Genomic DNA, 21,521 nt, shown 5'->3' on the forward strand with positions numbered 1-21,521 from the left:
CTTCGAGGTTCCGTCAGGCGAACCCCCGGAGGGTCACGCGTCCTTGCTCAGGTTCGGCCCGGCACCGCCGGCCGCCTGCTCGATCGGCGGGACGTCCGGCAGCGCCGACTTCTCCTCACCCCGGAAGGTGAAGGTCTTGGCGTCGCCCTCGCCCTCGGTGTCCACGACCACGATGTGACCGGGACGCAGCTCGCCGAAGAGGATCTTCTCCGAGAGCGAGTCCTCGATCTCGCGCTGGATGGTGCGACGCAGCGGACGCGCACCCAGCACCGGGTCGTAACCCTTCTGGGACAGCAGCTCCTTGGCGGACTGGGACAGCTCGATGCCCATGTCCCGGTCCTTCAGGCGCTCGTCCACCTTGCCGATCATCAGGTCGACGATCCGCAGGATGTCCGCCTGCGTCAGCTGCGGGAAGACGACCACGTCGTCGACGCGGTTGAGGAACTCGGGCCGGAAGTGCTGCTTGAGCTCGTCCGAGACCTTGTTCTTCATGCGCTCGTAGTTGGTCTTCGTGTCACCCGCGGCGGCGAAGCCGAGGTTGAAGCCCTTGGAGATGTCCCGGGTGCCGAGGTTGGTCGTCATGATGATGACCGTGTTCTTGAAGTCCACGACCCGGCCCTGGGAGTCGGTCAGACGACCGTCCTCCAGGATCTGCAGCAGCGAGTTGAAGATGTCCGGGTGAGCCTTCTCGACCTCGTCGAAGAGGACGACGGAGAACGGCTTGCGGCGGACCTTCTCGGTCAGCTGGCCGCCCTCCTCGTAGCCCACGTATCCGGGCGGGGAACCGAAGAGACGCGACACCGTGTGCTTCTCGCTGAACTCCGACATGTCGAGGGAGATCAGCGCGTCCTCGTCACCGAAGAGGAACTCGGCGAGCGCCTTGGACAGCTCGGTCTTACCGACACCGGACGGGCCGGCGAAGATGAACGAACCACCCGGACGCTTCGGGTCCTTCAGACCGGCACGGGTACGGCGGATCGCCTTCGACAGCGCCTTGACGGCGTCGTTCTGGCCGATGACCCGCTTGTGCAGCTCCTCCTCCATGCGGAGCAGGCGGCTGGACTCCTCCTCGGTCAGCTTGAAGACCGGGATGCCGGTGGCCGTGGCGAGGACCTCGGCGATCAGCTCGCCGTCGACCTCGGCGACGACGTCCATGTCGCCGGCCTTCCACTCCTTCTCCCGCTTGGCCTTGGCGGCCAGGAGCTGCTTCTCCTTGTCGCGGAGGGAGGCGGCCTTCTCGAAGTCCTGCGAGTCGATCGCGGACTCCTTGTCCCGGCGGACGCCGGCGATCTTCTCGTCGAACTCGCGCAGGTCCGGCGGAGCGGTCATCCGGCGGATGCGCATCCGGGAACCGGCCTCGTCGATCAGGTCGATCGCCTTGTCCGGCAGGAAGCGGTCCGAGATGTACCGGTCGGCCAGGGTGGCGGCCTGGACCAGCGCCTCGTCGGTGATGGAGACGCGGTGGTGCGCCTCGTACCGGTCGCGCAGGCCCTTGAGGATCTCGATGGTGTGCGGCAGGGACGGCTCCGCGACCTGGATGGGCTGGAAGCGGCGCTCCAGGGCCGCGTCCTTCTCCAGGTGCTTGCGGTACTCGTCCAGCGTGGTCGCACCGATGGTCTGCAGCTCACCGCGGGCCAGCATCGGCTTCAGGATCGAAGCGGCGTCGATGGCGCCCTCGGCGGCACCCGCACCGACCAGCGTGTGCAGCTCGTCGATGAACAGGATGATGTCGCCGCGGGTGCGGATCTCCTTGAGCACCTTCTTCAGGCGCTCCTCGAAGTCACCGCGGTAGCGGGAGCCGGCGACCAGGGCGCCGAGGTCCAGGGTGTAGAGGTGCTTGTCCTTGAGGGTCTCGGGCACCTCGCCCTTGACGATGGCCTGGGCGAGGCCCTCGACGACGGCGGTCTTGCCGACGCCGGGCTCACCGATCAGCACCGGGTTGTTCTTGGTGCGACGGGACAGCACCTGCATGACCCGCTCGATCTCCTTCTCGCGCCCGATGACCGGGTCGAGCTTGGACTCACGAGCGGCCTGGGTGAGGTTCCGGCCGAACTGGTCGAGGACCAGGGACGTCGAGGGCGTGCCCTCGGCAGGCCCGCCGGCGGTGGCGGTCTCCTTGCCCTGGTAACCGGAGAGCAGCTGGATCACCTGCTGCCGCACGCGGTTCAGATCTGCGCCCAGCTTGACCAGGACCTGGGCGGCGACGCCCTCGCCCTCACGGATCAGGCCGAGCAGGATGTGCTCCGTGCCGATGTAGTTGTGGCCCAGCTGAAGGGCCTCGCGGAGCGACAGCTCCAGGACCTTCTTGGCACGGGGGGTGAAGGGGATGTGGCCCGAGGGAGCCTGCTGGCCCTGGCCGATGATCTCCTCCACCTGCTGGCGGACCGCCTCGAGCGAAATCCCGAGGCTCTCAAGGGCCTTGGCGGCGACACCCTCACCCTCGTGGATCAGGCCCAGGAGGATGTGCTCGGTGCCGATGTAGTTGTGGTTGAGCATCCGGGCTTCTTCCTGAGCCAGGACGACAACCCGCCGCGCGCGGTCGGTGAACCTCTCGAACATCGTTAATCGCTCCTCAGAGCGGTCAGGCAGTGGGGGGAACTTCCCCTCCCTGTCCTTCCGCAGCTTAGTCCCGCAAGCGGGGACCGCTCATTCCAACTGCCGACACCGTCGATGGCCTCCTGACCCCGAACGCCGACATCTGCTCCAACCCGATGGTGCGAGACGATGTTCCCGCAGGCCAGGCAGTTACCCCCACCATCAGTACGCCGATGGCGAACGCGAGACGGCCTTTCCTGCGTGTCGCCCCCTCCCACTAGGGATGTCTTACCCGCTGGGACTGACACTCCATGCCGCGCGCACCGGTTCCCTCCGCTATGGGCGAACAACCTTGCGCCCCCCGACGCCCCCACGCGCCCCCCTCTCCGGCACGGCGCGCGTTCGGCTGAACACGCACCGTAACTCTCGGGCGGCCCGGACGGTTGCGCTTGGCATGGTTGGCTCAGTTCCTCCGGTCGCTTCCCCGGTCGTCCCCCAGGCCGCCGCTCCGACACTCCCGCTCCCCCTTCCCCGTCGGCCTCTCCACCCGGCCGGTGTGGCCGCTTCCCAGCCGCTCCCCGCGGCCGGGCCGGCCGCTGCCGAGGCCCGTCCGCCCGCCCCGGCCGACCGAGTCCGCGGCTGGTACGAGAACGAACTGGGGTGGACGACGGTGCCCGGGGAGCCGGTGGGGCTGTCGGTGGGTGTGCGCTTCGACGTCCTGGAGGTGCCGGCCGAGGCGGGTCACGCGGCGCTGCGGCGCCTGGCGCCGGGCTCTCCGGTGGCCGTTCGGGGTGACCGGATGCGGCTGCTGGTGGCCGCGGGGAGCGCGGAGGAGCTGCCGGGGATCCTGCGGTGGCTGGAGTGGGGGGAACTGCCGCTGGATCTGACGGCGACCGGGGCGGGCGGAGTCATCGAGGCGCCCTTGCCGCCGGGCCTGGAGCCGTCCTGGCCTGCGCAGGGGGCCGCCGTGTGGGTGCGGCCCCCCGAGACCGGGTGCGAGGTCGAGGCCTCACTGCCGACCGTGTCGGCGTTGGGGGGCGGTGGGGGCGCCCCCGATCTGGTGCGTTGGGTGGACACGCTGGCGACGCACTGCCACCGTGTCCGGCTGCGGCGCGTGAGCGCTCAGGCGTTGGCCTTCTCGTAGGCCTCGCGAATGGACGCGGGAACGCGGCCACGGTCGTTGACCTCGTAACCGTTCTCCTTCGCCCATGCGCGGATCTGCGCGGTGTCCTGGCTGCCGCCGGCAGTGGCGCGCGCCTTTCCGCGTCCGCCCGCGGCACGGCCTCCGGTACGACGACCACCCTTCACATAGGGGTCGAGAAGGCTGCGCAGCTTGTCCGCATTGGCCGTCGTGAGATCGATCTCGTAGGTCTTGCCGTCCAGCGCGAACGTCACGGTCTCGTCCGCCTCGCCGCCGTCGAGGTCGTCGACAAGAAGGACCTGAACCTTCTGTGCCACCGGATTTCCTTTCATCGATAACGTGAGGACCGGGGGTCCGCGGCGTCCGCCGTTTCGCCGCCCCCTGTTATATGCAGTACTGCAGTACGTCGGAAAGCAAACCGCTTTTGCTGCAAAAACACAAACCCCCGGGAGAGGACCGTGACCCGCCCTCCGCCCGGAAACATGCGCGTTTCGGACATAGGGCACCGGGCAAGGCGGGTCGGTCCGGAATGGACGCGACGATCACAGATGCAGAAGCATCCGGCTGTTGCCCAAGGTGTTCGGTTTCACGCGTTCGAGTCCGAGGAACTCCGCGACGCCCTCGTCATAGGAACGCAACAGCTCCGCGTAGACATCGGTGTCAACCGGCGTCTCGCCGATCTCCACGAAGCCGTGCTTGCCGAAGAAGTCCACTTCGAAGGTCAGGCAGAAAACACGGCGAACGCCGAGCCAGCGCGCGGTCTGCAGCAACTTCTCCAACAACTGGTGACCCACGCCGGCGCCCTTCAGGCCGGGCTTCACCGCGAGAGTGCGGACTTCCGCCAGGTCTTCCCACATGACGTGCAGGGCGCCGCAGCCGACCACCTCGGCGTTGTCGTCGCGTTCGGCGACCCAGAACTCCTGGATGTCCTCGTAAAGCGTCACCGTCGCTTTGTCGAGCAGGATGCCCCCGCGGACGTAGGCGTCAAGGAGACGGCGCACGGCCGGGACATCGCTGGTCCGGGCCCGCCGGACGGTGATGGCTTTACCGCTGACTTCGGGACTCTCTGCTGACATGTGCGGACGCTATCGCCCGCCGGTCTCCGTCGCCGAGCCGGGGTTCTCCCCGGCACTCCCCGGTTCTGCGGGTGCGGCTGTTTCCGGACCTTGGACGATCCGGACCGCGTCCCGCAGGGCCAGTCGCTGTTCGTCGCTCATCATGCCGAAGAAGGCGACGAGAGCGGCGGCGGGGTTGTCGCTCTGCGCCCAGGCGTCGTTCATCAGGGCCGCGGCGTAGGCGGCCCGGGTGGAGACCGCCTCATATCGATAGGCCCGGCCTTCCGCCTCACGGCGCACCCAGCCCTTCTGATGGAGATTGTCCAAAACGGTCATCACCGTGGTGTACGCGATGGACCGTTCCTGCTGAAGGTCTTCCAGGACTTCCCGAACGGTCACCGGGCGGTTCCACTTCCACACCCGCGTCATGACCGCGTCTTCGAGTTCTCCCAATGGGCGAGGCACACCTCAGAACAATAGTGGGAGATCCCACCAATCGCGTGCCGGACGTGAACTTTCTCGACGAACACGGACAAAAAGGGCGTACGACTCCCTGGCTGGGGAGCCGTACGCCCTGAGGTGAGCGCCGGGGATCAGGCGTCGGTGGTCGCGGAGGTCTGGCGGGCGCCGTCCGTGCGCGCCAGGGCGGCGTCGACGGCCGCGTCCTCCTTGGCCTTGTTGGCCCCGCCCTGGGTCTTCACGATCACCCTGATCACACCAATGAAGAACACGGCCATGACGACCGGGGGCACGAGCGCGGAGACATAGTCCATGGATCCAGGGTAGCCAGGGAGGAAGGGGACATCGGGGCGGGGTCGGTCCGCCGGAGGCGGGTGGCGGTGCGCCTCAGCAGACCGCGAGCCGCTGCTGCCCCGGGTCGGCGGGCGGCGGGGCCGGCTTGCCGTGCGGGAAGACCTCGCCCGGCGTGGGGACGGGCCGGCGCGTCGGCTCGGGTGCGGAGGGCTTCACGGGGACGGGTCCGGGAGCGGGGCGGGGGGCGGCGGGCTTCTCGGCGGGTTTCTTCTGCGGCTCGCCCTCGGGACCGTCGGCGGCCACGGCGACGGTGGCGGGGACATCGACCGCGACGCGACCGTCCGCCTGTGCCTCCACGGTGGCGGAGAGGCCCCCCGGCAGGGCCAGGAGGCGCGTACGGGACGCCGGCACGAGAGGAGCCGCGGGAGTGGCCCTGGGGGTCGCTCGGTGCGCCAGACGGGCGCGTACGTCCTGTTCGGCGAGGACCTGGCAGCGGGCGAGGAGGGCGGCGGCCGCCCTGTTGCCGCGCAGGGCGCGCAGCGCGGCGAGGTCGTCGGGGTCGGGCCGGTAGCCGGCGCCCAGCACCTCCTCCAGGAGGGTGAGGTAGCCGGCTGTGGCCCCGGGGAGGGCGGCGCGGTACCGGGCGAGGTCGGCCACCAGGAAGGCCCGCAGCCGGGCCGCCTCGCGCATCGCCTCGTCGAGGGACTCGGCGAGGCGATGGCAGTCCTGGACGTCCTCGGCCGAGGCGGGACCGGGGTGGAGGGCGAGGGCGAGGGCGCGGCGGAGCACACGCAGCTCCTCCGCACCGAACGCCATGCCGCCGCGGGATCCGTATGGCGTGGGCATGCGGCGACGATACGCGCTAATCAGACAAGTTCGACATAACGGACAGGTGTGGCGCGTCCGATTCCCCCCGACGCCCCGCGCCGCACCGTGACCCGCGCTGCTGCCCGGCGCCCGTGACGGGGCGGGGCAGGCATGCGCCGTCCCGTCGCCGGACGCGAGCGCGGGCCCGCTCGCCCTCGCCCGGCCCGCCCCCGCCCCGCGGGCCCGTCGCCGCACGCGCGCGGGCCCGCCGCGTCTCACATGCGGGACACGTTGCGCTCGTACACCAGCCGCAGGCCGATCAGGGTGAGCCAGGGCTCGTGCTCGTCGATCACCGAGGACTCGCCGAGGACCATGGGGGCGAGGCCGCCCGTGGCGATGACGGTCACGTCGTCCGGGTCGTCCGCCAGCTCCCGGGCCATGCGGCCGACGACTCCGTCGACCTGGCCCGCGAAGCCGTAGACCACGCCGGACTGCATCGCCTCGACCGTGTTCTTGCCGATGACGCTGCGGGGGCGGGCCACCTCGATCTTGCGCAGTTGGGCGGCCTTGATGCCCAGGGCCTCCACGGAGATCTCGATGCCGGGGGCGATGACGCCGCCGACATACTCCCCGCGCGCGCTGATCGCGTCGAACGTCGTCGCCGTGCCGAAGTCGACGACGATCGCGGGACCGCCGTAGAGCTCGTTCGCCGCGACCGCGTTGATGATGCGGTCGGCGCCGACCTCCTTGGGGTTGTCGAAGAGGATCGGTACGCCGGTCTTCACCCCGGGTTCGACGAGTACGGCGGGCACGTCGCCGTAGTAGCGGCGGGTCACCTCGCGCAGCTCGTGCAGGACGGACGGCACGGTCGCGCAGATCGCGATGCCGTCGATGCCGTCGCCCAGCTCCACCCCGAGCAGGGGGTGCATGCCCATCAGGCCCTGCAGCAGGACCGCGAGCTCGTCGGCCGTACGGCGGGCGTCCGTCGAGATCCGCCAGTGCTCGACGATGTCCTCACCGTCGAACAGGCCGAGCACCGTGTGCGTGTTCCCCACGTCGATCGTCAGCAGCATGGCCGGTCGCGCTCCTACTCCGCCGCTCGCAGGTCAAGGCCGATGTCGAGGATCGGCGAGGAGTGGGTCAGGGCACCCACGGCCAGGAAGTCGACACCCGTGTCGGCGTAGGCCTTGGCGTTGTCCAGGGTCAGCCGGCCGGACGCCTCCAGCAGGGCGCGCCCGGCGACGAGACCGACGGCCTCCGCGCACTCGCCGGGCGTGAAGTTGTCCAGGAGGATCAGGTCGGCGCCGGCCTCCAGGACCTCGCGCAGCTGGTGCAGGGTGTCGACCTCGACCTCGATCGGCACGTCCGGGAAGGCCTCCCGTACGGCCTCGAAGGCCTGGGCGACGCCGCCCGCGGCGACCACGTGGTTGTCCTTGACGAGGGCCGCGTCCGAGAGGGACATGCGGTGGTTGACGCCGCCGCCGCACCGTACGGCGAACTTCTCCAGGGCGCGCAGGCCCGGCGTGGTCTTGCGGGTGTCACGCACGCGTGCCTTGGTGCCCTCCAGGGCGTCCGCCCACGCGCGCGTGGCGGTGGCGATGCCCGACAGACGGCACAGCAGGTTGAGGGCGCTGCGCTCGGCGGTGAGCAGGTCACGCGTGCGCGTGGTGACCGACAGCAGCTTCTGGCCGGGTTCCACGCGGTCGCCGTCCTCCACGTGCCGCTCGACCTCGAACTCGTCCGAGCAGACGACGGAGATCACCGCCTCGGCGACGCGCAGGCCCGCCACCACGCCCGCCTCGCGCGCGGTGAAGTCGGCGGTGGCGACCGCCTCCTCGGGGATGGTCGCGACCGTCGTCACGTCCACGCCGTGGTCCAGGTCCTCCTGGATGGCGACGTTGGCGATGTCCTCGACCTCGACCGGGTCGAGGCCCGCGTCGGCCAGGAGCTGGGCGAGGGCGGGGTCGAGCCCGCACTCCAGGTAGTCCTCGTCGCCGTCGATGCCGACGTCGGCGCCACAGGCACAGCCGTCGCCGCAGCCGCCGCTCTGGACGAGGGGAAGGTCCTCGGGGGTGCTCACTTCTGTCACTGCTCCTGGTGGTGCTGCCGGGTCGGGGGGAAGTCTGCGGTATCGGTGGTGTGTACGGCGAGCGTCCGGTCCGGATTCAGCCGGACGACGATGTGACGGCGCCAGTCGGTGTCGTCGCGCTCGGCGTGGTCCTCGCGCCAGTGGCAGCCGCGGGTCTCCTCGCGCAGTCGCGCGGCGGCGACCAGGACCCGGGCCACGCACAGCAGGTTGGTGGCCTCCCAGGTGTCGACTCCCGGCTCGGCGGTCTTGCCGTTCTCGTGGAGGGCGTCGCGGGCCTCGCTGTGCAGCCGCTGCAGCTGGTCGGCGGCCTTCTCCAGTGACTCGGCGGAGCGCAGGACGCCCGCGCCGTCGGTCATGATCCGCTGGATCGCGAAGCGGGCCTCGGCGCCGAGGAGCGGGTGCGCGGGCCGGTCGGGCTGCTCGACCGGCGCGGGCACGGGCGCGGGGAGGCCGTCCGCCGCCCGGCTGTCCGCGATGTCGGCGGCGATGCGCTCGGCGTAGACGAGCCCTTCCAGGAGCGAGTTGGAGGCGAGCCGGTTCGCGCCGTGCACGCCGGTGCAGGCGACCTCGCCGCACGCGTACAGGCCCGGGACGGTCGTCCGGCCGTGGGAGTCGGTGCGTACGCCTCCGGAGGCGTAGTGGGCGGCCGGGGCGACCGGGACGGGCTCGGTGACCGGGTCGATGCCGTTCGCGCGGCAGGCGGCCAGGATCGTCGGGAAGCGGTGCTCCCACATCTCGGCGCCGAAGTGGCGGGCGTCGAGGAACATGTGCTCGGTGTCCTGCTCCTGCATGCGGCGCATGATGCCCTTGGCGACGATGTCCCGGGGCGCGAGCTCGGCCAGCTCGTGCTGCCCGAGCATGAAGCGCACGCCGTCCGCGTCGACCAGGTGGGCGCCCTCGCCGCGCACCGCCTCGGAGACGAGGGGCTGCTGGCCCTCCGCGTCGGAGCCGAGGAACAGCACGGTGGGGTGGAACTGGACGAACTCGAGGTCGCTCACCTCCGCCCCCGCGCGCAGGGCGAGGGCCACACCGTCGCCCGTGGACACGGACGGGTTGGTGGTCGCGGAGAAGACCTGGCCCATGCCGCCGGTCGCGAGGACGACCGCGGGGGCGTGCACGGCGCCCACGCCGTCGTGCTGGCCCTCGCCCATGACGTGCAGCGTCACGCCCGCGGTGCGGCCGTCGACGTCGGTGAGCAGGTCCAGGACGAGTGCGTTCTCGATCGTGCGCACGCCACGCGCGCGTACCGCCTCGACGAGCGCGCGGGAGATCTCCGCTCCGGTCGCGTCGCCGCCGGCGTGCGCGATGCGGCGGCGGTGGTGGCCGCCCTCGCGGGTGAGTTCCAGGCCGCCCTCGGAGGACTCGTCGAAGTGGGCGCCGGTGTCGATGAGGCGCCGTACGGCGTCGGGGCCCTCGGTGACCAGGATCCGCACCGCTTCCTCGTCGCACAGGCCCGCGCCCGCCACCAGCGTGTCGTCCAGGTGCTGTTCGGGGGTGTCGCCCTCGCCGAGGGCCGCGGCGATGCCGCCCTGCGCCCAGCGGGTGGAGCCGTCGTCCAGGCGGGCCTTGGTGACGACGACCGTCGTCAGGCCGGCGGCCTCGCAGCGCAGGGCGGCGGTCAGACCGGCGACTCCGGAGCCGACGACCACGACGTCCGCGGCGATGGCCCACCCGGGCGCGGGCGCGTGCAGTCGTATGCCTGTGCTGGTCACGAGGCGGCTCCGAAGGTGAGGGGAAGGTTGTCGATCAGCCGGGTGGTCCCGACCCGGGCGGCGACGGCGAGGACGGCCTCGCCGCTGAAGTCGTCCCCGATCTCGGTGAAGTCGGACGGGTCGACGAGCGCGAGGTAGTCCAGCTCCAGCGGCGGGCTCAGCCGGGCGGCCTCGTCGAGGACGAGGCGGGCGGCGGCGCGGACGGCCGCCGGGGCTCCGGGGACGGCCTTGGCGACGGCGTGCGCGTCGGCGGCCGCGCGGGACTCGCCTATGGCGCTGAGCGCCTCGGCACGCGCGTGCGTGGCGGGCACCTCACGCGCGCGTGCCCGCAGCGCCTCCTGCGCGGCGTGCCGGTCGCGGCCCGCGAACAGCGCCTGGGAGAGCGCGAGCGCGGTGCGCCGCTCGGCCGGGGAGAGGTAGCGGTTGCGGCTGGACAGGGCCAGTCCGTCGTCCTCGCGCACGGTCGGTACGGCGACGATCTCGACGCCGAAGTTCAGGTCCCGCACCATGCGGCGGATCAGGGCGAGCTGCTGGGCGTCCTTCTGCCCGTACAGGGCCACGTCCGGCCGGGTGAGGTGCAGCAGCTTGGCGACGACGGTGAGCATGCCGTCGAAGTGGCCGGGGCGCGAGGCGCCCTCCAGGCGCTCCCCCATGGGGCCCGCGCTGATGCGCACCTGGGGCTCGCCGCCGGGGTACACCTCGTCGGCGGACGGGGCGAACACCACGTCCGCGCCGGCCTGTTCGGCGATCTTGACGTCGGCGTCCAGGGTGCGCGGATAGCGGTCGAGGTCCTCGCCCGCGCCGAACTGCAGCGGGTTGACGAAGACCGTGACGACGACCTCGCCCTCCGGCCCGGCGATCTCGCGGGCGGTGCGGACGAGGGTGGCGTGCCCCTCGTGCAGGGCGCCCATCGTCATCACGACGGCCCGGCGGCCGGCACGCGCGCGTGCGTGCAGTTCGTCGGCGGTGCGCAGCAGGGTCGTGGTCATCCGGCTTCTCCCTCGGCGCCGTTGGTCCCGTTGGCGAGTACCCCGAGGAGGTCCTCGGCGAGCTCCGGCTTGAGCAGTCCGTGGGCGAGCGCGCGGTCGGCGGTCGCCCGGGCCATCGCCAGATAGCCGCCCACGGTCTGCGGGGCGTGCCGGCGCAGTTCGGCGACGTGCGCGGCGACCGTGCCGGCGTCCCCGCGCGCGACCGGGCCGGTGAGCGCCGCGTCGCCGGAGCGCAGCGCGTTGTCGAGGGCGGCGCCCAGCAGCGGGCCGAGCATCCGGTCGGGTGCCTCGACGCCGGCCGTACGCAGCAGCTCCATGGACTGCGCGACCAGCGTGACCAGGTGGTTGGCGCCCAGGGCGAGGGCCGCGTGGTAGAGCGGCCGGCTCTCCTCGGCGATCCACTCCGGTTCGCCGCCCATCTCGATGACGAGGGCCTCCGCGGCCAGCCGCAGCTCGTCGGGCGCGGTGACGCCGAACGAGCAGCCGGCCAGGCGCTGGACGTCCACGGGCGTGCCGGTGAAGGTCATCGCCGGGTGCAGGGCCAGCGGCAGCGCGCCCGCGCGCAGGGCGGGGTCGAGGACGCGCGCGCCGTACCGCCCCGAGGTGTGCACGAGCAGTTGTCCCGGCCGTACGGCGCCCGTCTCGGCGAGTCCCTCGACGAGTCCGGGAAGGGTGTCGTCGGGCACGGTCAGCAGGACCAGGTCGGCGCGCTCGAGGACCTCGGCGGGCGGGACGAGCGGCACGTCGGGCAGCATCAGGGCGGCCCGTCGCCGGGAGGCCTCGGAGACGCCGGAGACGGCGACCGGACGGTGTCCGGCGAGCTGGAGGGACGCGGCGAGCGCGGGGCCCACGCGGCCGGCGCCGACGACACCGACGGTGAGCCGCGCGGGACGGTCCCTGGGGTCTGGCTGTTGGCTTGTACTCACTCGACGGCGGCCTTCCCGTTCCAGTCCGCTCCGGGTACCGGACGATTTCTCGTCATGTTAACGCGATCGGTACGCGGAGCCTCCGGTTGTCCACAGGCTGTGGGTTTTCCAACAGCGGCGGGGAGGGACCTGCGGGTGCTCGGCCGGATCGGGGCGCGGCATGATCCGAGGTATGGCGGAGACGGCGGAACAGGGCATGAGGCAGGGCACGGGGCAGGGCGCGGGTCGGGGCGCCGCGCGGTCGGCGCGGGAGCGGCTGCGGGAGCGGCGGGCGGCCGCCCAGGGGACGGCACGGCGCGTCCTGTCGCGCGCGGGCTTCCGCAGGACGCTCCGCGACCAGCTCGCCCTGCTGTGGGAGGCGGCGCCACGGGTGTACGACCTGGACGAGCCCGGCGACCTGTACGGCAGCCGGGTCGTGGAGGCCCTGGAGAGGCGCGTCGCCGCGTTGCTGGGCACGGAGGCCGCCGCGTTCTTCCCGACGGGGACGATGGCCCAGCAGGTCGCCCTGCGCTGCTGGGCGGGCCGCACCGGCAACCCCACCGTCGCGCTGCACGGGCTGTCCCACCCCGAGGTGCACGAACGGAACGCGTTCAGCACGGTCAGCGGGTTGCGTCCGGTGCGTCTGACCAGTGAGCCCCGGCAGCCGACGGCCGACGAGGTGCGCGACTTCGAGGAGCCCTTCGGGGCGCTGATGCTGGAACTCCCGCTCAGGGACGCCGGTTTCCTGCTGCCGTCCTGGGAGGAGCTCGTCGAGGTGGTGGAAGCGGCGCGCGAGCGCGACGCGGTGGTGCACTTCGACGGCGCGCGCCTGTGGGAGTCCACCGTCCACTTCGGCCGTCCCCTGGAGGAGATCGCGGGCCTGGCCGACAGCGTGTACGTGTCGTTCTACAAGTCCCTCGACGGCTTCGGCGGCGCCGCCCTCGCCGGCCCGAGGACGCTCGTGGAGGAGGCCGCGGTGTGGCGGCACCGGTACGGCGGCATGGTCTTCCAGCAGTTCCCGACGGCGCTGTCGGCGCTCGTCGGACTGGACCGGGAGCTGCCCCGGCTGCCGGAGTACGTCGCCCACGCGCGCGTGGTGGCCGCCGCGCTGCGTGAGGGTTTCGCGGAGGCGGGGGTGCCGTGGGCGCGCGTGCACCCCGAGGAACCGCACACCCACGAGTTCCAGGTCTGGCTGCCGTACGACGGGGACGTGCTCGCCGAGGCGGCGGTGCGGCAGGCCGAGGAGACGGGGACGCTGCTCTTCGGCGTGCCGTGGGACCGGGCCGGGCCGGGCCTCGGCGTCACCGAGGTCACCGTGCGCGCCGACGGCCTGGCCTGGGCGGCGGACGAGGTGAAGGCGGCGGTCGCCGACTTCGTGGCCCGGGTGGCCGAGGTGGCGGAGGAGGTCAGCGGGTAGGGCGGGGCCGCGGACGCGGCAGCCGGCTCAGGGCCCTCCGTACGCGCCCGTGGGCCGGGCGGCCCGCGAGGACGGCGCGGAACCGGTGGTGGTCGCGCAGTGCGCGCGTCACCCGCCAGTCGTGCGTGCCGGGCGCGGGCGGGGTGGGCTCGCCGTGCCGCCGGGCGCGGTGGGCGTCGAGGGCGTACTGCTGCGTGGTGCTCATGGCCGGTGCCCCTTCGGGAGGTGGGGAACGGGGATCCGCAGGGCTTGGCGGTCGCCCCGGTGCCCCCGGCGTGCGCCGGGCCGGTGGGCCGCGCCGTGCCGATTGACGGCCGCCGTCAATCGGTGACGGCGTTGTCGGTGGCGGAGGGCACCATGAGGGCATGAGCGTGAGCATCGACGTCACGGGACTGCGGCCGGAGGGGGTCGCGATCGTGCCCTCACCCCTGGCCGAGCTCGGCATGGCACTGCACGCGCTGTCCGAGCCGGGGCACCACCCCGGGCTCCAGGGCTGGGTCACGAGCGTCACCGCGCGCCTGGACCCGCGTCTGGCGGACCGGATGTGCGAGGCCGACTTCCTGTGGCGGACGACGTTCTCGGACATCTTCCTGCCCTGCGCCGGTGTCCCCGGCGGACGCACGCTCCCGGGCGCCACGCTCGCCGAGGAGCTGGACCTGCTGGACAAGCTGACGGACGAGCAGTTCGTCGACTCAGCCTTGGAGTTCACCTGCGCGCCCGGGTACGACCTGCCGGGCTCCGGCGTCCTCTCCGACCCGGTCCTGCACCGCCGCGCCCTCGAACTGGCCGCCACGCGCGGACCCCGCCAGGTGCGCTTCACCCGGCGGCTGCTGGACGACCCGCCCCGCGTGCGTGCCTGGCTGAGGCGGTTCCTGGAGGACTGCGACGAGGCCTTCTTCGCCGATGTCTGGGCCCGGGTCCGTCACCCGCTCGCCGCGGACGCGCGCCACAAGACGGAGCTGCTGCACCGCAAGGGACTCGCGGAAGCGCTCGCCTCGGTCTCCTCCGCCGTGACGCTGGACGAGCACACCCGGCGGATCACGGTGGACAAGCTCGTCGAGGGCCGCACCACGACCGCGGACGGGGGCCTGCTGTGCGTACCGACGAGCCTCGGCTGGCCGCACCTGATGGTGCTTCACCGGTACGGCTGGCAGCCGGTGCTGCACTACCCGGTCGGCTCGCCAGAGCTGGCCTCGCCGCCCTCCGTCGAGCAGCTGACGCTGCGGATGACCGCCCTGTCCCACCCGGTGCGGATGCGGATCTGCCGGCTTCTGGCCCGCAGCGCCTACACCACGACCGAGCTGGCCCAGGCGCACGGCATGACGGCACCCGAGATATCCCGGCACCTCGGCGTCCTGAAGAAGGCCGGCCTGGTCACCACGCGCCGACGCGGGCGGTACGTGCTGCACCAGCTGGACGTGACGGTGGTGGCCCGGCTGGGCAGCGACTTCCTCGAAGGGATACTCCGCTAGGGACTCGAAGGGACACTCCGCCAGGGAGCGTCTCGTGGATCTTGCCGGGGTGCGGGCGCCGACCCGCCGGTCTGACGAGGTCCTGATCGGGTCCGCGTGGTTCAGTCGTCGGCGGGCCTGACGACGGTCCTGGTCAGGCCCCCGCGGTTCAAGTGGCCGCCGGGCCTGCCGTCGGCCCCGACCGGCCCCCCGCGGTTCAGTGACCGCCGGCCCGCACCAGGCCCGTCTCGTACGCCAGGACCACCACCTGCACCCGGTCCCGCAGGCCCAGCTTGGTCAGGATGCGGCCCACGTGGGTCTTGACGGTCGCCTCGGAGAGCACCAGCCGGGCCGCGATCTCACCGTTGGACAGTCCCTGGGCGACGAGCACCATGACCTCGCGCTCCCGCTCGGTGAGCCGCTCCAGCTCCTTGTGCCGCGGCTCCTTGCTCGTGCTGGGCAGCATCGGGGCGAACCGGTCGAGAAGGCGGCGGGTGGTGGAGGGGGCGACGACCGCGTCACCGCTGTGCACGGAGCGGATCGCGGCGAGCAGCTCGCCGGGCGGCACGTCCTTGAGCATGAATCCGGAGGCGCCGGCCTTCAGCGCGGAGAAGGCGTACTCGTCGAGGTCGAAGGTGGTCAGGATCAGCACCTTGGGCGGGTCGGCCTCCGCGCAGATGCGCCGGGTGGCCTCCACGCCGTCCAGCTTCGGCATGCGCACGTCCATCAGCACCACGTCGACCGCCGTGGAACGCACCACCTGGAGGGCCTCGACACCGTCGCCCGCCTCCGCCACGACCTCCATGTCCGGCTGGGCGGCGAGCACCATCCGGAACCCGGTGCGCAGCAGCACCTGGTCGTCGACGAGCATCACGCGGATCGTCATCGAGTCCTCTTCCATCTCTCTTGGGTGCCGTCGCCGGCTCTCTTTTGTGCCGTTCCGGACCGTTCGTGCCGTTGTCGGCCGGGGGCGTGACAGGTGTCAACAGGGGGCGTGCGTCGGCGTCAATGCGCCGGTTTGAGCGGGAGCAGGGCGCTGATCCGGAATCCTCCGCCCGGGCGCGGGCCCGCGTCCAGGGTGCCGCCGACCATGCCGACCCGCTCGCGCATCCCGATCAGGCCGTGCCCCTGGCCGTCGGCGCCGCCCTCCTCGTACAGCTCGTGCGGGGCGCCCTTGCCGTCGTCCTCGACGAGCAGGCCGAGTCCGTCGTCGAAGTAGACCAGGCGCACGCTGGCGCCCGCGTTCGGTCCGCCGTGCTTACGCGTGTTGGTCAGCGCCTCCTGCACGATGCGGTACGCGGTGAGTTCGACGCCGCTGGGCAGCGGTCGCGGGGTGCCCTCGATCTTGAAGTCCACGGGCAGCCCCGAGCCGCGGCACTGCTCGACGAGGTCCTCGATCTGCTCGACGTCCGGCTGCGGCACGTACTCGCCGCCCTCCTGGTGCTCGCCGGTGCGCAGCACGCCCAGCAGGCGGCGCATCTCGGCGAGGGCCTGGCGGCCGGTGGAGGAGATCGTCTCCAGTGCCTTCCTGGCCTGGTCGGGTGCGGCGTCGAGGACGTAGGCGGCGCCGTCGGCCTGCACCACCATCACCGACACGTTGTGCGCCACGACGTCGTGCAGTTCGCGCGCGATCCGGGCGCGCTCGGCGGCGACCGCGACCTTCGCCTGCGCCTCGCGCTCCCTCTCCAGGCGCGCCGCGCGCTCCTCCAGCTGCGCGAAGTAGGCGCGCCGGGTGCGTATGGAGTCGCCGAGCACCCAGGCGAGGGCGAACGGCACCGTCTGGAAGACGATGATCGCGACATATTCGGCGACGCTCGATTCCCTCTCCGGCCAGCGCAGCTGTGCCAGGGACGCGGCGCTCAGGCCCATGCCCAGGGCGAGCCGGGAGGCCCAGCGGGCGCCGGTCGCGGCGACCGTGTACACGATCACCATGAAGGCGAAGTCGGCGGCCGTCGTCGGAACGTTCAGGACGAGCTGGGCCAGCCCGAGCGCGCCGGCCAGCAGCAGCATCTTCTCGGGCATGCGCCGGCGCAGCGCGATCACCAGGCACAACAGGAGCACGATCGGGACGACCAGTGCCGGGGAGTCCGTGCCCGTGGCCTCCTGGCGTGTCGCCTCCGCCATGAGCGTGATCCCGAACAGGGCGACCGCCCAGAAGGCGTCCACCCCGGTCGGGTGCCTGCGGAGGAAGTCATAGAGGCGCTGCACGTAACCCAGCGTAGGGAAGCGGGATGCGTGCAGGGGTCAACCGGAGGGCCGATCCGGGGCCGGCGCGCATACTCCGCAAGGTGGAGGCCGTGATCAGTTGTGCGCATAGTCTGGCCAGGTGGTGGCGAACGTGACGGATCACGGCGAGTGGCGCGGCTGGCGTGCGGCGACGCGGGCCGCCCTGTACGGACCGGACGGCTTCTACCTGCGCCCCGAGGGTCCGGCCGGGCACTTCCGCACCTCCGTGCACGCGTCGCCGCTGTTCGCCGAGGCCGTGGCCCGGCTGCTGTGCAGGGTCGACGAGGCGCTCGGCCGGCCCGCGTCGCTCGACTTCGTCGACATGGCCGCCGGACGCGGCGAACTGGTCACCGGGGTGCTCGCCGCGCTCCCCGCCGACGTGGCCGCCCGCACACGCGCGTACGCCGTCGAGGTCGCCGCCCGCCCGGAGGGTCTCGCACCGCGGATCACGTGGCTTCCCGAGCCTCCCCCGCAGGTCACCGGGTTGCTGTTCGCCAACGAGTGGCTGGACAACGTGCCCGTCGAGGTCGCCGAGGTCGACTCGGCGGGCGTGACGCGGCTGGTGCTCGTCCGGGACGACGGCGTGGAGCGGCTCGGGGAGCCGGTGTCCGGCGCGGAGGCGGAGTGGCTCGCGCGGTGGTGGCCGCTGCCGGGCGAGGAGGGTCTGCGGGCGGAGATCGGGCTCCCCCGGGACACCGCCTGGGCGTCGGCCGTCTCCGGTGTCGCGCGCGGGCTCGCGGTGGCGGTGGACTACGCGCACACGAGGGACGCGCGCCCTCCCTTCGGAACGCTCACCGGCTTCCGCGAGGGGCGCGAGACGGCGCCCGTGCCGGACGGTTCGTGCGACATCACGGCGCATGTGGCGCTGGACGCGTGCGCGGACGCCGGGGTCGGCGCGGTGGCGGACGCGAGGGCCACCGCGGGGGCGGAAGCGGGAGCGGGAGCGGCGGTGGAAACGGGCTCGGGGAGCGCCGCGGGGGCGGACACGTCGGCGCACACGCCCCCCGGTGCGCGCCTGCTCGACCAGCGCGCCGCACTGCGCGCCCTCGACCTCACCGGCGCACGCCCCCCGCTCGCGCTCGCCTCCACCAACCCCTCCGCGTACGTCCGCGCCCTCGCGAGCGCCGGAGAGGCCGCCGAACTCACCGCGCCGGGCGGGCTGGGCGACTTCGTGTGGCTGCTCCAGCCGGTGGGAATCGCGGACCCACTCCTCGGGCGGTCAGATGGCGTTCCCGACGCGCTCCCCGGGCAGTCGGCCGGCGTTCCGGACCCGCCCGGCTGACCGACCGCCCCTACTTGTCGATGTCCCCGACCACGAAGAACATCGACCCGAGGATCGCCACCATGTCCGCGACCAGCGTGCCCGGCAGCAGTTCGGTCAGCGCCTGGATGTTGTTGTACGACGCCGAGCGCAGCTTCAGCCGGTACGGCGTCTTCTCGCCCTTGCTGACGAGGTAGTAGCCGTTGATGCCGAGGGGGTTCTCGGTCCACGCGTACGTGTGCCCCTCGGGCGCCTTGAGGACCTTCGGCAGCCGCTGGTTGACCGGGCCGGGCGGGAGGTCGGCGAGCCGGTCCAGACAGGCGTCCGCGAGGTCGAGGGCGTTGTGCGCCTGATCCAGGAGGCACTCGAAGCGGGCGAGGCAGTCGCCCTCGGTCCGGGTCACCACCTTCAGGGTGTCCTGGAGCTCGCCGTACGCGAGGTAGGGCTCGTCGCGGCGCAGGTCGAAGTCGACGCCCGAGGCGCGCGCGATCGGCCCGCTCACGCCGTAGGCGTGCACGGCCCGGGGCGTGAGGGTGCCCACGTCGCGGGTGCGGCCCCGGAAGATCTCGTTGCCGAGCACGAGGTCGTCGAAGACGTCCATGCGGGAGCGCACGGCGGCGACGGCACCCCGCGCGCGGGAGGCCCATCCGGCCGGCAGGTCCTCCTTCAGGCCGCCGACGCGGTTGAACATGTAGTGCATGCGCCCGCCGGAGACCTCCTCCATGACGTTCTGGAGCACCTCGCGCTCACGGAAGGCGTAGAACACGGGCGTGATGCCGCCCAGCTCCAGCGGGTACGAGCCCAGGAACATCAAGTGGTTGAGGACCCGGTTCAGCTCCGCGAGGAGCGTGCGCGTCCACACCGCGCGCGGGGGGACCTCCATGCCGAGCATGCGCTCCACGGCGAGGACCACGCCCAGCTCGTTCGAGAAGGCCGAGAGCCAGTCGTGGCGGTTGGCCAGCATGATGATCTGCCGGTAGTCGCGCGCCTCGAACAGCTTCTCCGCGCCGCGGTGCATGTAGCCGATCACCGGCTCCGCGTGCGTGATGCGCTCGCCGTCCAGCACCAGCCGCAGCCGCAGCACGCCGTGCGTGGAAGGGTGCTGGGGGCCGATGTTGAGCACCATGTCGGTGCTCTCCGCTGCGCCGCCGATCCCGACCGTGGTCTCCGTCGTAGGAGTCATGGACCCAGTCTCTCCTACGTACGCTGGCCGTATGGAAACGGGGAGCACGGCAGGCGTGGAGGCGACGGGGGCCGGACCCGGGTGGATCGGGCTGCCTCCGGGGCTGCTGCGGATGCGGCGGCTGTTGCTGGTGGTGTGGCTGGGGCTGGGGGCGGCCGGTGTGGCCGTGCTGCTCGGCCTGCTCGTCGGCCCGGCGTGGGCCGCGCTCGCGCTGCTGCCGCTGGCGGGGATCGGCTGGGGCTGGGTCATGCTGGGCCGCAACTGGCGCTCCTGGCGGTACGCGGAGCGCGCCGACGACCTGCTGATCAGCCGGGGCGTGCTGTGGCGGGAGGAGACGGTCGTGCCGTACGGGCGGATGCAGCTCGTGGAGGTGACCTCCGGTCCCGTCGAGCGGTACTTCGGGCTGGCCAGCGTCCAGTTGCACACCGCGGCCGCCGCGACCGACGCGACGATCCCGGGTCTGGATCCGGCCGAGGCGGAACGGCTGCGGGACCGGCTCACCGCACTCGGCGAGGCCCGATCGGCGGGGCTGTGACGGCGCCGGGCGTCGACGACGGCGTAGCCGGCGCGCTCCCGGAGCGGGCCGCCACCGAGCGCCGGCTGCACCCCGTCACGCCGTTCAGGCGGGCGTGGGCGCCCGTCGCGGTGCTCGTCGGCTGGGCCGCGCACGATCCGAACCAGACGCAGGAGCAGCTGACGCGGCTGACCACGACGACCCTGCTGGTCGCGCTCGCCGTGCTCGTCCCGGCGGCCGCCCTGTACGGGTTCCTGTCCTGGTGGTTCACGCACTTCGCGGTCACCGACACGGAACTGCGCATACGGACCGGCCTGGTGTTCCGGCGCGCCGCGCACATCCGGCTGGAGCGCATCCAGGCGGTCGACGTCACCCAGCCGCTGCTCGCGCGGATCGCGGGCGTCGCGAAACTGCGGCTCGATGTCGTCGGCGCCGACAAGAAGGACGAGCTCGCCTTCCTCGGCGAGGCCGAGGCACGCGCGCTGCGCGCGGAGCTGCTCGCGCGCGCGGCCGGCTTCGCACCCGAGACCGCGCGCGAGGTCGGCGAGGCGCCGGCGCGTGAACTTCTGCGCGTGCCGGCGCGTTCGCTGGCGGTCGCGCTGGTGCTGACCGGCGCCACCTGGGGCACGCTCGCCGCCGCGCTCGTCGTGCCGCCGGTGCTGTGGCTGGCCACCCACAGCGTGTGGACGGTCCTCGCGACCGGCCTGCCGCTGCTCGGCGCGGCGGGGGCGAGCAGCGCGGGGCGGTTCGTACGCGAGTACGACTGGACGGTGGGCGAGTCGCCGGACGGGCTGCGGATCGACCACGGCCTGCTGGACCGCACGCACGAGACGGTGCCTCCCGGGCGGGTGCAGACCGTGCGGATCGTCGAGCCGCTGCTGTGGCGGCGGCGCGACTGGGTGCGGGTCGAGCTGGACGTGGCCGGCTCGGCCAACTCCGTGCTCGTGCCGGTGGCCCCGCGCGCGGTGGCGGAAGCCGTCGTCACGCGCGTGCTGCCCGGGGCGACCGTCCCGGCGACGGCCTCGCTGTCCCGGCCCCCGCGCCGCGCCGGACGCTGCGTCCCGCTCTGGTGGCGGGGTTACGGCATCGCCGTCACGGACACGGTGTTCGCCGCGCGGCACGGGCTGCTGCGCCGGAGCGTGGCGCTCGTACCGCACGCCAAGGTGCAGAGCGTACGGCTCGCCCAGGGGCCCTGGCAGCGGCTGTGGCGCCTCGCGGACGTCCACGTGGACACCGGCGCCGACAAGACGGTGACGGCGCGTCTGCGGGACGCAGGGGAGGCCGCGGAGCTGCTGCGGGGCCAGGCGGAACGGTCACGGACCGGCCGCCGGGACGCGCGGCCCGACCGGTGGATGGCGTAGGGCCTGTCCAGGGCGGCGTACGGGGCCCGGCGTACGAGGCCCCGCACATGACGAAGGTCCCCCGCCGCAGCGGGAGACCGCGCACCTGACGAAGGGCCTCCCCGCGGCAGCGAGAGTCCCCG

General features: G+C 72.7%; 21 protein-coding genes. 6 read left to right on the forward strand and 15 right to left on the reverse strand.

Features of this window, described 5'->3' with window-relative positions; genetic code table 11:
* Positions 1-33: 33 nt before the first annotated feature.
* Positions 34-2,559 carry an ATP-dependent Clp protease ATP-binding subunit gene (locus tag ACIBBD_RS35565; protein WP_399423732.1) on the reverse strand — a complete coding sequence of 842 codons (2,526 nt, stop codon included), beginning with the start codon at positions 2,557-2,559 and terminating at the stop codon, positions 34-36.
* 430 nt (positions 2,560-2,989) lie between these two features.
* On the opposite strand from ACIBBD_RS35565, the gene ACIBBD_RS35570 reads away from it, so the two are divergent.
* On the forward strand, positions 2,990-3,679 hold the full coding sequence (locus tag ACIBBD_RS35570) for an SCO3374 family protein (RefSeq protein ID WP_399423733.1): 690 nt from the start codon (positions 2,990-2,992) through the stop codon (positions 3,677-3,679).
* Here ACIBBD_RS35570 and ACIBBD_RS35575 read toward each other — a convergent pair.
* The 10 genes from ACIBBD_RS35575 to ACIBBD_RS35620 all read right to left on the reverse strand — a co-directional run bounded on the left by ACIBBD_RS35575 (position 3,658) and on the right by ACIBBD_RS35620 (position 12,007).
* Positions 3,658-3,993, reverse strand: coding sequence for an Lsr2 family protein (locus ACIBBD_RS35575; RefSeq protein ID WP_399423735.1), 336 nt, complete (start codon positions 3,991-3,993; stop codon positions 3,658-3,660). The genes ACIBBD_RS35570 and ACIBBD_RS35575 overlap by 22 nt on opposite strands.
* 225 nt (positions 3,994-4,218) lie before the next feature.
* Positions 4,219-4,752: an amino-acid N-acetyltransferase gene (locus ACIBBD_RS35580; RefSeq protein WP_399423736.1), complete on the reverse strand. Its 534-nt coding sequence runs from the start codon at positions 4,750-4,752 to the stop codon at positions 4,219-4,221.
* A 9-nt stretch (positions 4,753-4,761) separates the two neighbouring features.
* Complete coding sequence (locus ACIBBD_RS35585; RefSeq protein ID WP_399423833.1) at positions 4,762-5,160, reverse strand: BlaI/MecI/CopY family transcriptional regulator; 399 nt, start codon at positions 5,158-5,160, stop codon at positions 4,762-4,764.
* A 164-nt stretch (positions 5,161-5,324) separates the two neighbouring features.
* Positions 5,325-5,504, reverse strand: a complete 180-nt coding sequence (locus tag ACIBBD_RS35590; RefSeq protein ID WP_399423738.1) for a hypothetical protein — start codon at positions 5,502-5,504, stop codon at positions 5,325-5,327.
* Positions 5,505-5,577: 73 nt separating this feature from the next.
* Positions 5,578-6,300, reverse strand: coding sequence for a hypothetical protein (locus tag ACIBBD_RS35595; protein ID WP_399423834.1), 723 nt, complete (start codon positions 6,298-6,300; stop codon positions 5,578-5,580).
* A 266-nt stretch (positions 6,301-6,566) separates the two neighbouring features.
* Positions 6,567-7,364, reverse strand: a complete 798-nt coding sequence (locus ACIBBD_RS35600) for a type III pantothenate kinase (protein WP_397964686.1) — start codon at positions 7,362-7,364, stop codon at positions 6,567-6,569.
* Between the two features lie 14 nt (positions 7,365-7,378).
* Complete coding sequence (gene nadC, locus ACIBBD_RS35605; RefSeq protein WP_399423740.1) at positions 7,379-8,371, reverse strand: carboxylating nicotinate-nucleotide diphosphorylase; 993 nt, start codon at positions 8,369-8,371, stop codon at positions 7,379-7,381.
* Between the two features lie 5 nt (positions 8,372-8,376).
* A complete protein-coding gene (locus tag ACIBBD_RS35610) occupies positions 8,377-10,092 on the reverse strand; it encodes an L-aspartate oxidase (RefSeq protein WP_399423741.1) in 1,716 nt (571 codons plus the stop codon).
* Positions 10,089-11,081 (reverse strand): pantoate--beta-alanine ligase, encoded by a 993-nt coding sequence (gene panC, locus ACIBBD_RS35615; RefSeq protein ID WP_399423743.1) that lies wholly within the window; start codon positions 11,079-11,081, stop codon positions 10,089-10,091. Before panC ends, ACIBBD_RS35610 begins: the two co-directional genes overlap by 4 nt.
* Positions 11,078-12,007 (reverse strand): Rossmann-like and DUF2520 domain-containing protein, encoded by a 930-nt coding sequence (locus tag ACIBBD_RS35620; protein WP_399423744.1) that lies wholly within the window; start codon positions 12,005-12,007, stop codon positions 11,078-11,080. The genes panC and ACIBBD_RS35620 overlap by 4 nt, the downstream gene beginning before the upstream one ends.
* A gap of 196 nt (positions 12,008-12,203) precedes the next feature.
* On the opposite strand from ACIBBD_RS35620, the gene ACIBBD_RS35625 reads away from it, so the two are divergent.
* Entirely contained in the window at positions 12,204-13,403 is a 1,200-nt protein-coding gene (locus ACIBBD_RS35625; protein WP_399423835.1) for a threonine aldolase family protein, read from the forward strand.
* Here the strand turns inward: ACIBBD_RS35625 and ACIBBD_RS35630 are convergent.
* Positions 13,393-13,608: a hypothetical protein gene (locus tag ACIBBD_RS35630; protein WP_399423746.1), complete on the reverse strand. Its 216-nt coding sequence runs from the start codon at positions 13,606-13,608 to the stop codon at positions 13,393-13,395. The genes ACIBBD_RS35625 and ACIBBD_RS35630 overlap by 11 nt on opposite strands.
* A 160-nt stretch (positions 13,609-13,768) precedes the next feature.
* Between ACIBBD_RS35630 and ACIBBD_RS35635 the strand changes: the two genes are divergently transcribed.
* Complete coding sequence (locus ACIBBD_RS35635) at positions 13,769-14,875, forward strand: DUF5937 family protein (protein ID WP_399423748.1); 1,107 nt, start codon at positions 13,769-13,771, stop codon at positions 14,873-14,875.
* A 196-nt stretch (positions 14,876-15,071) separates the two neighbouring features.
* Here ACIBBD_RS35635 and ACIBBD_RS35640 read toward each other — a convergent pair whose 3' ends face one another.
* On the reverse strand, positions 15,072-15,740 hold the full coding sequence (locus tag ACIBBD_RS35640) for a response regulator (protein WP_399423837.1): 669 nt from the start codon (positions 15,738-15,740) through the stop codon (positions 15,072-15,074).
* A gap of 119 nt (positions 15,741-15,859) precedes the next feature.
* Positions 15,860-17,062, reverse strand: a complete 1,203-nt coding sequence (locus ACIBBD_RS35645) for a sensor histidine kinase (protein WP_399423750.1) — start codon at positions 17,060-17,062, stop codon at positions 15,860-15,862.
* Between the two features lie 130 nt (positions 17,063-17,192).
* Between ACIBBD_RS35645 and ACIBBD_RS35650 the strand changes: the two genes are divergently transcribed.
* Positions 17,193-18,362 (forward strand): SAM-dependent methyltransferase, encoded by a 1,170-nt coding sequence (locus ACIBBD_RS35650; RefSeq protein WP_399423752.1) that lies wholly within the window; start codon positions 17,193-17,195, stop codon positions 18,360-18,362.
* A 10-nt stretch (positions 18,363-18,372) separates the two neighbouring features.
* Here the strand turns inward: ACIBBD_RS35650 and ACIBBD_RS35655 are convergent, their stop codons facing one another.
* Positions 18,373-19,524 carry an NADH-quinone oxidoreductase subunit D gene (locus ACIBBD_RS35655; protein ID WP_399423754.1) on the reverse strand — a complete coding sequence of 384 codons (1,152 nt, stop codon included), beginning with the start codon at positions 19,522-19,524 and terminating at the stop codon, positions 18,373-18,375.
* Positions 19,525-19,555: 31 nt separating this feature from the next.
* On the opposite strand from ACIBBD_RS35655, the gene ACIBBD_RS35660 reads away from it, so the two are divergent.
* Together ACIBBD_RS35660 and ACIBBD_RS35665 are read left to right on the forward strand one after the other, a co-directional pair.
* Positions 19,556-20,059 carry a PH domain-containing protein gene (locus ACIBBD_RS35660; protein WP_399423756.1) on the forward strand — a complete coding sequence of 168 codons (504 nt, stop codon included), beginning with the start codon at positions 19,556-19,558 and terminating at the stop codon, positions 20,057-20,059.
* Positions 20,056-21,399: a PH domain-containing protein gene (locus ACIBBD_RS35665; protein ID WP_399423757.1), complete on the forward strand. Its 1,344-nt coding sequence runs from the start codon at positions 20,056-20,058 to the stop codon at positions 21,397-21,399. Before ACIBBD_RS35660 ends, ACIBBD_RS35665 begins: the two co-directional genes overlap by 4 nt.
* Positions 21,400-21,521: the final 122 nt, after the last annotated feature.

The organism is Streptomyces sp. NPDC051315, from assembly GCF_044455165.1.
Lineage (GTDB): Bacteria > Actinomycetota > Actinomycetes > Streptomycetales > Streptomycetaceae > Streptomyces.